Origin of the sequence: Paenibacillus germinis, from assembly GCF_013141785.1 — a bacterium.
GTDB classification, from domain to species: Bacteria; Bacillota; Bacilli; order Paenibacillales; family NBRC-103111; genus Paenibacillus_E; species Paenibacillus_E phytorum.
This window is the reverse complement of the sequence record NZ_WHOC01000113.1, coordinates 1-13,932: the sequence shown is the minus strand read 5'-3', so window position 1 is coordinate 13,932 and position 13,932 is coordinate 1. Positions and strand designations below refer to the sequence as shown.

The window sequence follows — 13,932 nt, the reverse complement described above, 5'->3', positions numbered from 1 at the left end:
CGGTTTGGGTTGGAATTAGGCGGGGAAGAGCGGACGCAGCGGGAGATTGCTAAGGAGCTGGGAATTTCGCGGTCGTATGTGTCGCGGATTGAAAAAAGGGCGCTCATGAAGCTGTATCATGAGTTTTATAAGGCGAAACGGTAAGGGTTATGAATCGGATACTTCATTTATTTGGACCCTGTGCAAGTAAGGGAGGTGAAGGTTATGACGTTAATCCATATCGAAAATGCAAGTAAGTATTATACGATGGGCGAGGAAACGATAAAAGCATTAGATGACGTCTCGTTAGATATTGATCATGGAGAGTTCGTGGCCATCATGGGACCATCAGGTTCCGGCAAATCCACACTAATGAACATCATCGGGTGTTTAGATATTGTAGATAAAGGTATCTATGATCTTGATGGTCAGGCAATAAACGTGCTTAAGGATTCTGGGCTTGCTGAGATTCGTAATCAGAAGATTGGCTTCGTTTTTCAAAGCTTCAACTTGCTGCCGAGATTAAGTGCCTATGAGAATGTGGAGTTGCCTTTGATCTATCGGGGAATGAGTAAAAAGGAAAGAGAGCCTCTCGTTTTACATGCACTGGAATCGGTGGACTTGCTGGATCGTAAGAAGCATTTTCCATCGGAGTTATCTGGTGGACAGCAGCAGCGTGTTGCTATTGCGCGAACATTGGCAGGAGATCCTCCGATCATTTTGGCGGATGAGCCTACGGGAGCGTTAGATTCGAAGACAGGTGCGGAGATTTTAAACATTTTAAAGAGATTAAATGCACAAGGCCGGACGATTATTTTGATTACTCATGACATTTCGATTGCGCAGCAGGCGAAGCGGATTGTGAGGTTTCGAGATGGACGGTTATATAAAGATGTTTAATTGGTGATTTATAAGACCGGGACTCCTTTGAAATAAGGGGTTCCGGTTTGTTTTAAATAATTGTTTGATTTTGAATGAAAATGGTACAGCATTCAACTAAAGCGGCGGGTAGTTTTATATGAAGAGAAGCAGCGGGAAAGGAGGAGGGTGCATAGGGATTATTGAATAAGTGAAACGATCCACTTCTCGACTCTAGTAGCCCTAATTGTCAATAGGAACTCACTTTGGATGGAATACTATTCTAACCAAGATTGAGTCCTTTTTTTGCTTAGTGCACACTGCACGCTATAAGATCTCGCAAACTTATTAAGTTATTATGAATTCCATGCTGAACCAAATGTATGTGATAAAATATGCAAAGGACAATCGATACAATCGAATATAAAGGTGAGGAAATGTCAAAAAAATTCAGGCATTATAGGGAAGGTATTAGAAAATCGTTTGTCATTTATGCGATTATTCCGGTCGTCATTATTACTTTAGCCAGTTATTTACTTTCGTTTTCCAGTCTTTACAGGACGATTGTTTCACGGAACTATAAGTACAATGTCCAAATAGCGGATACAATAGGAAACATTATAGGTACTTACCAGAATCAAGCGGATCATTTGTCAAAAGATGGAGGTATGCAGGATTACCTAGAGTTGAATTTTTCAAACAGTAAATTATACAGTTCATTTTACGATTTTGTAAATAAAATGGAAACAAAAGGGAATTTCTTCGTGTTTGACGATAAGCTGAAGCCTTTAATACAAAGCTCGGATCATATCCCTGAATATGCTCAAGGCGAAGCTGATTTCATGTGGGGACCGATTCGAAGAATGCTGGATATGCCAGAGAAGGTCATTCTAGCTAGGCAGCCTGCTTTTACTGCCGACAGTCCAAGCTTGACAGTGGGTAAAGCGATTGTAATTAAAGGTCGTGTTGCCGGATATATCACCTTCGACTTTAACAAAAGAGACCTGGTTAACCTGATCAGCAAAAATTTCTCGACGAGCGTCGTTATAACCGACAAGTTCGGGTATGTAATTGCTTGCACGAATGAATTGTTAGTCAACGAATTAGGGAAAATCGATGTGAATTTCAGAGACAAGTCTGGCGTTGTCGAATCGAAGGATGACAGCCAATATGTTACGAGAACGGAAATTCTCGATGCGGAAATTAGTATTTATACTCTCACCTCCATTGGTTACTTTAGATCGATGCTTATTTTGACAGGCGTGCTATTAAGTTTGCTTTTTGGCATGTTGACCTTGACAACCTACTTATCGGCAAGAAAAATTGCTGATAGTAAAACCAAGGTCATTGATGACATAATTAGGGCGATTGAGCATGTTCAAAACGGTAACTTGGAAACCCAGCTCAAGGTCAATACCAACGATGAGTTTCAGGTTTTTGCAGAAGCTTATAATCAGATGCTGGGCGATATCAAGAACTTGATTGAAGCGAACAAGGAAAAGGCCCGACAAAATGTATTATCCGAAATTAAACAGCTTGAGTCCCAATTTAATCCTCACTTCCTGTTCAACACGCTGGAAACGATTCGTTATATGGTAAAAATGAACCCTTCTTCCGCCAGTACGATGATAGTCGTTTTATCTAACTTGTTAAGATACAGTATTAACAACACCATTACGGAGGTGAATCTGGGGGACGATGTCGAGTATACCAAGAACTACCTGTTCATTCAAAAATATCGATTTGGAAATAAATTCGACTATGAGATCCATGTGGATGAAGCCGCCTTGGACTGTATTGTTCCCAAGCTCATTGTTCAACCGATCATAGAGAATGCAATCATGCACGGCTTTGCAAACCGTCAATCCTTGACAGTACAGATTAAGGCTGCCATTAGTGAGGATACCCTGGTCGTAATCATTAATGATGATGGCGAGGGGATGGAACCGATAGTACTGCAAAAAATCAGACATATCCTGGATGGAAATATAAACAATTCTTCCCATATCGGATTGTATAATGTCCATAGGAGAGTGCAGCTCATATACGGCGAGAAGTATGGGGTAGACCTATCAAGCGAGCACCATGGCGGAACAGTCGTCAAAATTACATTACCGGTTAGCAGGGGGGGGAGCGAGCGTGCTGAGGGTAGTCATCGTTGAAGACGAGGAGATTATTAGAAAAGGGCTTGTATACACCGTTGATTGGATGTCTATGCAATGTACGGTTGTAGGAGATGCCGAGGACGGAGAGAAAGGACTCCAAATGATTCAGCAGCATCGGCCTGACTTGGTGATTACAGATATCAGGATGCCTGTTATGAATGGGATAGAAATGGTGGAGAAAGCTTTGAGAATATATCCGTTCCAATGCATTATTCTGACCAGCTATTCCGAGTTCGAATATGCCAAGCAGGCTATTTCATTGAAGGTGCTCGAGTATTTATTAAAGCCTGTTGATGAAAAGAAGCTTGCTGAAATTATCGAGAATATCAATCACAACAACAGGCAAGGCAAGGTTTATGACGACATCGTCACGAACACGATTGGCCATACCCATCTGATCGAGTTGGATGGATATCTTTTAGCCGAACAAAAACAGAATAATTATGTCAGTGAAGCGATTCGACGAATCAAAAGTGATTATCAGCAAAAGTTGAGCATCGAAGCTATTGCGGATGAACTGGGAGTCAGCCCGAGTTACTTGAGCCGTAAATTGAAAGAAGTTACTTCCCAGACTTTTCTGGAGATCCTTAATAAATACAGGATTCAGAAAGCTGTAGAACTGCTCGCCACAGGTAAATACCGGATATATGAAATATCTAATATGACAGGCTTCAGTGAATACAAGCACTTTTGCAATGTGTTCAGAAAATATACAAACACATCTCCCACAGATTTTATGAAGTTCAGCAACCGGGTAGTCGTTAAGAAGTCACGATAGGAAGAGAATATGCTCATATAAAGTTCATTTTTACGGATAGTTGTATTTTTTTTCGTATTGTTCTTTGTATTTCATTTCATTAACATGGACATGTAACATGAATTTTAATACTAGGAGGAACGGAATGATGAGGCCAGCCAAAGGGCACAAGAAGGGATTGAGGGAAGCATGAGATATAGTTATCATATGCATTCCTGCCATTCTGACGGTACAGACACCCCAGAACAATTAATCAACCTTGCCCAAATATATGGAATAGATGCGGTAGCATTAACTGATCACGATACTGTTGATGGGGTAGAAGCCTTCATGACGGCTGCCGCAGGAACGAATATTGAAACAATACCCGGTGTAGAGATTTCATCTCGAATTGGTCAAAAGCACGTACATATTCTTGGTTATGGTATAGACATAAAAAACACAGCGTTACTAGAATTGTTGGATGATTTAACTGCAAAAGCTACAGAATACACAAAGTATACTTTTGAAATATATATAGCTCAAAAGTACGGCTATTCTTGGGAACAAGTGTTGAACCATAATCGAAAGAGAAAAGGGTTTTACCTATCAGATGTATTCTCTGCAATGTTGAAGGATGGATTGTTTAGCGGTTGGGAGCAATACCCGGGCTTTGTTGATTATTGTTTCAAATTCGTAGAACAGGAATATTCTGCTCCGATTGAAAATAGCTTAGATGTTATTAAAAAAAGTGGCGGAAAAGTTTTTCTTGCGCATCCTAAACTAATGAAGCTGAGCCTGGATGAAGAATTAATCATTTTTAAGCAGATGAAAGATCTGGGGTTAGACGGCATCGAAGCGTATTATCCTGAACATTCTCCCAAAGAATGCAATTGGTATGAACTTTGTTGCGAGAAACTAGATTTGAAAGTATCTGGTGGAACGGACTGGCATGGAAAGGCGCGCCTGAAAGCCCCTCTATATTTTGTTGGTAATGTTCATGTAGTTTGATTAGAGGATGCAGGCAGCACATGCAGGTAGTAACCTTTGCATATGCTGTCTGTTTTGATTTTGACCGACTGCATTTCCTGCAAAATGGATTTCTCCAAACAAGTTCATTTTTACGGATATTTGTACGGTATTTTCGGATTGTTCACCTAGTTTTAATTCAATAAGATAGATATGTGATACATAATGATTACTTGGAGGAAATGGAATGAAGAAGACTTTCGTATTGTTATTAACATCATGCATGATTCTGCTGAGCGTTGGATGCACAAGCGCAACGTCAAGCAAGACGGGCTCTGACTTAAACAGTGCAAGCCCAACTAAGGAAGACGCAAAGACCGAGACATCAAAGTCACTTGTCGTTTATACAGCAACAGCTACAGATGTCATGAATATTGTGATTCCTGAATTTGAAGCCAAAACGGGGGTTAAGGTTGAAGTCGTTACAGCTGGTACAGGAGAGCTTCTTAAGAGGATCGAAGCCGAACAGGCAAAACCCCTCGGTGATATTGAATGGGGAGGCACGGTGTCTGTTATAGCTCCCAAACCGCAGTTGTTTGAACCATATAAATCAGTGAATGAAAGCAATATAATTGTGTCGGCCAAAAACGCTGAAGGAATGATTACCCGAAACAACATTATTCCGATGGTGCTTCTGGTGAACAAGAAGCTTGTAGGCGATATCAAGATTGAAGGCTATGCGGACCTTCTCAACCCGAAGCTGAAAGGCAAGATAGCATTTCCTGATCCTGCTAAATCATCAACCGGCTTGACTCATATCGAAAACATCTTACAGACCATCGGAGCGGGAGATGAGAATAAGGGCTGGGATTACATCAAGAGCTTAACCAAGAATCTTGACGGAAAGCTTCTTGCAAGTTCCTCGGCAGTACCTAAGGGGGTTGCTGATGGCGAATACGTTGTTGGATTTACTCATGAAGAGTTGGCATCCGCTGCGGTCAGACAAGGTTCTCCGGTTGAAGTTGTCTATATGAAAGAGGGCGCTATCGTATCCCCTGGTACTGTACAGATCATTAAGGGCGCCAAAAATATGGAAAATGCCAAAAAGTTTGTTGATTTCCTGACATCCAAGGAACTGCAGTCCCTTACAGCAGCGAAACTCAATATGCGCGCTTCAAGGACTGATGTTCCTGCGCCAGCAGGATTAAAGCAGGTTACAGAATTCAAGATCGTTCAAGAAGATCTGAAGTCCGCACTAGCTAACAATCAGGCATGGCTGGATAAGTTTAAAGAGGTTTATACAAGCAACTAGGAGTAAGCCAGAACTCCACCACGATAGGAACTAGAATTGTTATGCAAGCCTGTGACACTTGTGTTACAGGCTTGTATAGCAAAGGAGGAAGTTTAGTGAGTGTAGCCATACATGTTAATAACGTTGTTAAGAAATACGATAAAGACAAAATCACCATCATTCCGGGACTTTCAATTGATATAAAGAACGGCGAATTCTTCACACTTCTTGGACCGTCCGGTTGCGGTAAAACGACATTGCTGAGAATGATTGCGGGGTTTAACTCGATTGAGGCAGGCGAGATACTTTTTGACGACCAAGTAATCAACGATATTCCTGCCCATAAGAGAAACATCGGCATGGTATTTCAGAATTACGCGATCTTCCCGCACCTGACGGTACAGCAAAATGTAGAATACGGTTTAAAACTAAGAAAACTGCCCAAAGCAGAGTTGCAGAAAAGAACGGAAACGATTATAAAGGTTGTAAAAATCGATCCGTACAAAGAAAGGCTTCCGGAAAAGCTTTCCGGGGGGCAGCAGCAGCGTGTGGCGCTGGCAAGGGCTATTGTCATTCGCCCTAGTGTTCTTCTAATGGACGAACCACTTTCGAATCTGGACGCCAAGCTGAGGGTTGATATGCGAACTGCGATTAGGGATATACAAAGGGATGTGGGTATAACCACTGTCTATGTAACCCACGATCAAGAAGAGGCCTTGGCCATATCCGATCGAATTGCAGTTATGAAGGATGGCGTGATTCAGCAGGTTGGCAAGCCAAGAGATATCTACACCCGTCCAGCCAATATATTCGTAGCGAGCTTCATTGGTCATTCCAACTTCTTTAAGGGAACGATTAAGTTGAATGGAAACGAAAAACGCATCACGTTCAAGGACGGCTATTCTATACCTATGCATAATTTGGTTGATGATGTGACAGATGGAATGAACATCATGATTGCGATCAGACCCGAACAATTTTCTGCTACGCAAAGCGGCTTGGAAGCAATAATTAGCAAAAGCACTTTCCTGGGCCAATATATCAATTATCAGGTAACCTTCCGGGACAATATGACAGTAGATGCGGGATTGTCCTGCGAATTCGTCCAAGACTTGAGCCAAATGGGCAATTTTTATGAGTTAAAGGATAGGCTCTACCTGGCTCCAAAGAGTGAACAAATTAACGTGTTTACCGAAGACGGAGAACGGAGCTTAATCAAGGAAGTGAAAAAATATGACTAAATTCAAGTTTAGGTTTAATTTCTGGACAGCCATAACCTTGGGTATAGCCATCGTATTAGCCGTATTCCTGATCTACCCTATGTTCTCCTTACTTGTGAGCGGTTTTGAAAATTCGAAAACAGGAGCATTTACATTTCACAATTTTATCAAGTTTTTTCAGAAAAAGTATTATTATCGCGGGCTTATTAACAGTTTTATGATTAGCAGCTGCGTAACCTTTCTTGCGGTATTGATCGGCGCCCCTTTGGCCTATCTAATCACGGCATACAAGGTTAAAGGCAAAAAATTAATTGATATCCTGATTATCATCTCGATGTTGTCACCGCCATTTATCGGAGCATACTCTTGGGTGATTTTATGCGGTCGTAGTGGTGTGATCACGAAGTTCTTTCAAGCTTTGGGGATCCAGCTTCCTAGCATATATGGCTTTGGAGGGATGCTGCTTGTACTGACTTTGAAATTATACCCTTACATATATCTCTATGTGTCTGGAGCCTTGAAGAAGGTTGATGAATCACTCATCGAAGCTGCCGAAAGCTTGGGATGCAATCCAGTTAAGAAAGTTTTTACTATCATCCTGCCGTTGATTGCTCCAACATTGTTGGCCGGTTCCCTGTTGGTCTTTATGAATGCTATCGAGGATTTCGGCACGCCGATGCTTATAGGAGAAGGCTTTAATGTAATGCCGGTTATGATCTATTCCGAATTTATCAGCGAAGTGGGTGGAGAGGCAAATTTTTCAGCGGCAATGGCTATCATTATGGTGCTTATAACAATCTTTTTGTTCATTGGACAAAATTATATTATCAATAAAAAATCTTTTGCAATGAGTTCCTTGAGACCGATAAAGTCAGTTGCATTTGAAGGAATCAAAGGGATATTGACCCATGTCGCCATTTATATTGTCGTGTTTCTGGCTATTATCCCTCAGTTGACTGTCGTGGTGACATCCTTCTTGGAGACGAAAGGCACCCGGTTTCTAGCGTCTTTATCCCTGGACAGCTACAGATCGGTCTTTCGAACACTATGGCAATCTGTAACCAATACTTACATTTTTGGATTAATAGCCATATCCATTATTGTGATATTGGGAATGTTCATAGCTTATATATCAATCAGGAAGAAGAATCTGTTAACCTCGGTGATTGATACGGTTACGATGCTACCGTATATTTTGCCGGGTTCTGTGATTGGTTTAACCCTTCTTCTGGCTTTTAACAAGAAGCCGATGATCCTGAGCGGAACGGTCATGATTCTGGTTATAGCTTATATTTTAAGAAAGCTTCCCTATACGCTTCGATCCAGCGCAGCCATTCTGTACCAGATCAGTCCCAGCATTGAAGAGGCATCCATCAGTTTGGGATGTTCCCCAGTGAAAACCTTCTTTAGGATTACGGCGGTCATGATGCTGCCGGGTGTGCTTGCCGGGGCGATCATGAGTTGGATAAGCGTCATTAATGAATTAAGCGCGTCAATTATCCTTTATACCGGCAGCACCAAAACGTTGTCCGTTGCCATATATGCGGAGGTAATCAAATCAAGTTACGGAACGGCTGCAGCGATATCCAGCATCCTTACGATCACAACGATTATATCTTTATTGATTTTCTTTAAATTGACAGGGAGTAAGTCTGTCAGCGTGTAACACCTGCCGAATGAGAGATGTATCGGTCTAATAAAGAGGAAGGTGTCAAATTGTAATGACATTTATACGGAAAATGATAGTTTTACTGTCGATCGTGGTAGGTTGGTGCTTAATTTCGCTGCCGGCCGAAGCGCATCAGCTCAATAAAGGTTTCTCGCAAATTAAAATTGAAGGCCGTCAAGCAGTCTACGAGCTGTTTCTTCCGGAAGGGGAATTGCCGTTTATTGATGCCGATGAAAATAAGCGGGTGACTGCGGAAGAGCTCGCCGCCGGTCGGGGCCGGCTCGCCGATTACGTACGGCAGCATGTGGAGCTGAAGCGGGGCGATGAAACGTTGGCATATCGCTTCGTCTCGGCGGAGCTGTCCGACCATCATGAAAACCCCGGCGTTCAGATGCTGCTTACGTATACTTCGAGGTTTGCGATAGACAATCTTACTGTTCATTATTCGTTGTTTTTTGACGATATCGACCCGACGCACGTGAATTTTATAACGATTGTGAACGGCGATGATGTGGTAGATACTTATTTTGACACGGGTACCCGCATGCTTCGTTACGGTAGCTCGGGCGACAGCGATACGAACAGAACGCTCCTTCAATACGCCTGGCTTGGAATGAAACACATTTGGACGGGATATGATCATCTAATTTTCCTGCTCAGCCTGCTCATAGTCGCCGCTGGGTGGCGGGATGCACTGCGAATTGTTACGGCGTTCACCGCTGCACACAGCGTGACGCTGCTGCTGACGGCAACGGAAACGATTCGAGTCAACTCGCGCCTGGTCGAGATCGCCATCGCTCTTTCCATAGCTTACGTTGCTGCGGAAAATTGGTTTATACGCCGGAAGGCGAAAGCCCCCCGTTACCGGTGGCTGCTCACATTCGCTTTCGGTCTCGTGCATGGGATGGGGTTCGCCGGTGCATTGCAGGAGATGGGGCTTCCGAGCCGTAATTTTATCAGCTCGCTGCTCAGCTTCAATGCAGGAATTGAAATCGGGCAAATGGCTATCGTCGCAGCGGTGCTGCCTTTACTCCTGCAAATTCGCTCGCGGAAATGGTTTTCGCCGTTTGCGATCGGCTTGTCGGCCGTCGTATTCGCGCTCGGCGTGGCATGGGCGGTCCAGCGTGGATTACAGCCATAATGACCGATGCACTGGCCTTGCGCTGCAGACCTCCGCCGATGGTCCGAGAATGGTTGCAGTATTACTTATAACCAAGATTGAAGTTAAAAGGAGATGTATTTATGGATACTTTAGCGAAGCTCAAAAAGTCATCACTTTCGTTCATCCTGATGGTTACACTCATTTTCAGCAACTTTGCTGCCTATACGCCAGTGCATGCAGCAAGCGACGCCAATAGTCTGATAGAAGCAGCAAGCAACGCCTATAGTCTGATAGAAGCAGAAAGCTTTAGTTCCAAGTCGGGGGCCAACCTGAAAACTGAAGCCTGCCCAGATGGTGGGCAAAGTGTTGGAGGTACGAATGACGGCCAGTATTTAGTATATAACAGTATTGATTTTGGTAGTGGTGTTAATGGCGCTACAAAATTTAGTGCTAGACTTTCAGCAAAGGGATTAAATGCAGGTGGTAATATTGAAATAAGGCTTGACAGTCCGACAGGCACTTTAGCGGGAACACTTACTGTCGCAGCTACAGCACCAGATAACTGGAATGTCTACCAGACTCAATCTACCGATATTAACAATGTTACCGGAGTTCATGATATTTACCTTGTATTAAAGGTTGCGACGGGGAAAATGTACGTAGCCAACATAAACTGGTTTCAGTTTTCAAAAACGCTTAACAGTATCGCCATGACAACACCGCCAACAAAGACGGTATATCGTCTCGGTGAGAGCCTTGATCTCACAGGAATGGTTGTCACCGGCACCTACATGGATGGTTCCACAAGGGTGGAGGAAGTCAGAGCTTCTGATGTAAGTGGCTTTAACAGTTCAACTGCAGCGGCTAGCCGGACACTGACTGTCACAGTACGCGGTAAGACAGCAACTTTTACAGTAGGGATAATGTCGAAGACGCTAACAAGCATCGCAACTCCTGCAGCGATTACTGGAGTAATAAATGGAACAGCGCCTTCACCTGCGGCACTTGGATTGCCTAGCACAGTAGTTATGGTGACTGATGGCGGTAATGTGAATACATTTGTAAACTGGAACGTAGCTGCCTCAGGTTATGATACAACTGTAAAAACCGAGCAACGTTTTACGGTACCAGGTACTGTAGTGCTGCCGTCGGATATTGCAAATTCGAATAATGTCCTATTGTCGACAAGCATTAGTGTAACGGTTCTAGCTGCAACAGATCCTAGTAAGGATACCAGCTATCAATTCAGCTATATGGCCTTCTCCGATTCGCACGCAACAACACAAGGCGCTATTCAAGATATTGCACTTGACAATGCTATGCAGGATGCAGTACGAAATAATGCGGGATCCGTTAGCGTTGTTGGAGATATTACTGATTACGGAACAGATGCGCAATATGATGTCGTCATGAACACAATGAATAAGTATCCTCAGGTGGAGCGCAATTTTGCATATGGGAACCACGAGGTAAGATGGGTTGGCGGAATCGAAGTAGCGAAAAGCAGATTTCTGACTCATACAAGAATGCCGGGCATTTATTTTGATAAGTGGATAAACGGATACCACTTCATTTATCTGGGATCGGAGGCTGATGATAAGGACGGTGCTTATATATCGGATACCCAGTTGGAATGGCTAAAGGCTAAGTTGGCGGAGGGTGCTAGTAAAGATAAACCGATATTCTTATTTCTCCACCAGCCATTAGAGAATACTGTTTCCATGTCGCATACGAATGATGGCTATTATGGCTATGATAGCGACGACGCTCAGGATCAAAAGATTAAGGACCTTGTGGGACAATATCCTCAAAGTGTTCTAATAACAGGACATTTGCATGACGATATAAGACTGCCGGGCAACTTGTATAACGAACAATATTTTACAATGATTAGAGATGGAGCTATTGTCAATTCGGGTGGCCCGGGCGCTCAAGCCTTGATTTTTGATATTTATAAGGACAAGGTGGTCATCAATGGAAGGGACGTCAACACACGGAGTACGATCGCTTCCTGGACCATTACAAATTATACAACGGATGCACTTTCCGCAGATACGCAAGCACCCACCGTGCCTTCCAATGTCACAGCGAAAGTAGTTACAGATACGATGGTAACTTTGGAATGGGATAAGGCTACAGATAATTTTAATGGGAATGTAGGCGTTATTGGCTACGATGTTTATAACGGCACTACCGTGGTTGGATCGACATCAGGAAATACAAGCTTTATTGTGACTGGACTGTCAGCTAATAAAGCTTATCAATTTACAGTAAAAGCCAGGGACGAGGCTGGAAATGCTTCAACTGCAAGCAGCCCGTTCAATGTTACCACATTAGCCTACGATCCTGCTGCGATTAATGTTGTTTTGAACCAAACGGTTACAACAAACGGGAACTTGACTGGCTACGAAGCGTCCAAAGCGGTCGATGGAACGACAGCAAGCGGCAGTAAGTGGTCGTCCTCTACGACCGGAGATAAATGGCTGATGGTCGATCTTGGACAAAATTATGATATTGCCAGATGGGTAGTGAAACATGCGGGAGAAGGCGGAGAGACTATTTCGCTGAATACAAAACATTATAAGCTTCAGGGAAGCTTTGATGGAACGGTTTGGGCTGACCTTGATTCAGTACGAGGTAACGTTTCCAACAGCACGGACAGGTATATACCGATATCGACCGTAAGGTATGTTCGCCTCTACATTACAAGTGGGCAAAACGCTGTTGAAAATGGAACTTCAAATATTTATGAGTTTGAAGTCTATGGGAGGAGACCTCTTGACCAAAATTTAAACAGCATCACTGCGCCTGCTGACATAACAGGGGTGGCAATCGGAACGGCGAAGACAGTGGACGCCCTTGGATTGCCAAAGGCAGTATCCTTGGTTACCGATAAAAGCAGGGGGTATGCCTATGTGACATGGAACTTAGATGCATCAAAATATGATCCCAATCTAAAGATTGGACAGACCTTCACTGTAAATGGAACTGTAACTTTGCCAACTGAGGTGTTAAATCCCAATAACGTGCCTTTGACAACAAGCATTAGAGTAACTGTTAATAAGCTCATTCAGTCGGCAACGGCGACAAGCCAAGAAACAGGTGGTGAAAATAATAGTGCCTCCATGGCGATTGACGGAGACCCAAATACGATTTGGCATACCAAGTGGAATAAATCCGACGTTCTCCCTCAATCGATTACCTTAAAACTTGGAGCAGATCTCCCAATCAATAAAGTCTCGTACTTGCCAAGGCAATCAGGCAGCAATGGAATTATTACAGGCTATAACGTATTTGTAAGTAAGGATGGAGTGACCTTTACTAAAGTTGCAAGCGGAACTTGGGCAAACGACAATGCGGAGAAAGAAGCAACTTTTGATCCGACAGAAGCATCGTACGTCAAGCTCGAAGCAACGGCAGGCGTTGGCGGCTGGGCATCGGCTGCGGAGATTAATGTCTTAGAAGTTGAGCATCAACCGCCAACGACAACGGACAATGCTCCAAGCGGCTGGATCAATCAAGATGTCACGGTAACCTTAAGCGCAAGCGATAACGGATCGGGTGTAGCCAATACCTACTACACGGTAGACGATGGCGCTAAGCAAACGGGAGCTTCCGTCGTATTGTCAGAAGCAGGAGTTCACAAGCTTGTATATTGGAGTGTAGACAAAGCAGGCAACGTGGAACAAGCGCATACGGTATCCGTTAGTATTGATAAGAAAGCTCCGTCGATCGCGGTGACCGTACCGGGAGACAACAGCATTTATGAAGATTCCGTGGATTTGACGCCTCAGATTGCATTGACGGATAACATGTCAGGTGTGGACAGCAGCAAGACGACGGTGACGCTCGATACGTATTCTTACCAAATCGGAACGACGATTCCGCTATATACGTTGCCGCTTGGGCGGCATTCGCTTATTGTTACCTCCAGTGACATGGC

10 protein-coding genes are annotated in these 13,932 nt (G+C 43.5%); all 10 read left to right on the top strand.

Annotation, left to right across the window (positions count from 1 at the left end; all coding sequences use genetic code 11):
• The coding region (locus GC102_RS22015; protein ID WP_171689630.1) for a sigma factor-like helix-turn-helix DNA-binding protein at positions 1-144 on the top strand (144 nt) is incomplete at its 5' end.
• 60 nt (positions 145-204) lie between these two features.
• Positions 205-879, top strand: a complete 675-nt coding sequence (locus GC102_RS22010; protein ID WP_171691400.1) for an ABC transporter ATP-binding protein — start codon at positions 205-207, stop codon at positions 877-879.
• Between the two features lie 395 nt (positions 880-1,274).
• Positions 1,275-2,999 carry a sensor histidine kinase gene (locus tag GC102_RS22005; protein ID WP_171691399.1) on the top strand — a complete coding sequence of 575 codons (1,725 nt, stop codon included), beginning with the start codon at positions 1,275-1,277 and terminating at the stop codon, positions 2,997-2,999.
• Positions 2,977-3,780: a response regulator transcription factor gene (locus GC102_RS22000; RefSeq protein ID WP_171691398.1), complete on the top strand. Its 804-nt coding sequence runs from the start codon at positions 2,977-2,979 to the stop codon at positions 3,778-3,780. The genes GC102_RS22005 and GC102_RS22000 overlap by 23 nt, the downstream gene beginning before the upstream one ends.
• A gap of 168 nt (positions 3,781-3,948) precedes the next feature.
• Positions 3,949-4,749, top strand: coding sequence for a PHP domain-containing protein (locus tag GC102_RS21995; protein ID WP_171691397.1), 801 nt, complete (start codon positions 3,949-3,951; stop codon positions 4,747-4,749).
• Positions 4,750-4,954: 205 nt separating this feature from the next.
• Positions 4,955-6,019 (top strand): ABC transporter substrate-binding protein, encoded by a 1,065-nt coding sequence (locus tag GC102_RS21990; protein ID WP_171691396.1) that lies wholly within the window; start codon positions 4,955-4,957, stop codon positions 6,017-6,019.
• Between the two features lie 95 nt (positions 6,020-6,114).
• Positions 6,115-7,239 (top strand): ABC transporter ATP-binding protein, encoded by a 1,125-nt coding sequence (locus tag GC102_RS21985; RefSeq protein WP_171691395.1) that lies wholly within the window; start codon positions 6,115-6,117, stop codon positions 7,237-7,239.
• Positions 7,232-8,884: an ABC transporter permease gene (locus GC102_RS21980; protein WP_171691394.1), complete on the top strand. Its 1,653-nt coding sequence runs from the start codon at positions 7,232-7,234 to the stop codon at positions 8,882-8,884. Before GC102_RS21985 ends, GC102_RS21980 begins: the two co-directional genes overlap by 8 nt.
• A gap of 55 nt (positions 8,885-8,939) precedes the next feature.
• Positions 8,940-10,028, top strand: a complete 1,089-nt coding sequence (locus GC102_RS21975) for a HupE/UreJ family protein (RefSeq protein WP_171691393.1) — start codon at positions 8,940-8,942, stop codon at positions 10,026-10,028.
• Positions 10,029-10,129: 101 nt separating this feature from the next.
• The coding region (locus GC102_RS21970) for a discoidin domain-containing protein (protein WP_171691392.1) at positions 10,130-13,932 on the top strand (3,803 nt) is incomplete at its 3' end.

What these genes read in the sequence shown, in the direction of transcription:
- GC102_RS22010 (WP_171691400.1), top strand. Translation starts at nt 205, where the DNA reads ATGACGTTAATCCATATCGAAAATGCAAGTAAGTATTATACGATGGGC.
- GC102_RS21980 (WP_171691394.1), top strand. Translation starts at nt 7,232, where the DNA reads ATGACTAAATTCAAGTTTAGGTTTAATTTCTGGACAGCCATAACCTTG.
- GC102_RS21975 (WP_171691393.1), top strand. Translation starts at nt 8,940, where the DNA reads ATGACATTTATACGGAAAATGATAGTTTTACTGTCGATCGTGGTAGGT.
- GC102_RS21990 (WP_171691396.1), top strand. Translation starts at nt 4,955, where the DNA reads ATGAAGAAGACTTTCGTATTGTTATTAACATCATGCATGATTCTGCTG.
- GC102_RS21995 (WP_171691397.1), top strand. Translation starts at nt 3,949, where the DNA reads ATGAGATATAGTTATCATATGCATTCCTGCCATTCTGACGGTACAGAC.
- GC102_RS22005 (WP_171691399.1), top strand. Translation starts at nt 1,275, where the DNA reads ATGTCAAAAAAATTCAGGCATTATAGGGAAGGTATTAGAAAATCGTTT.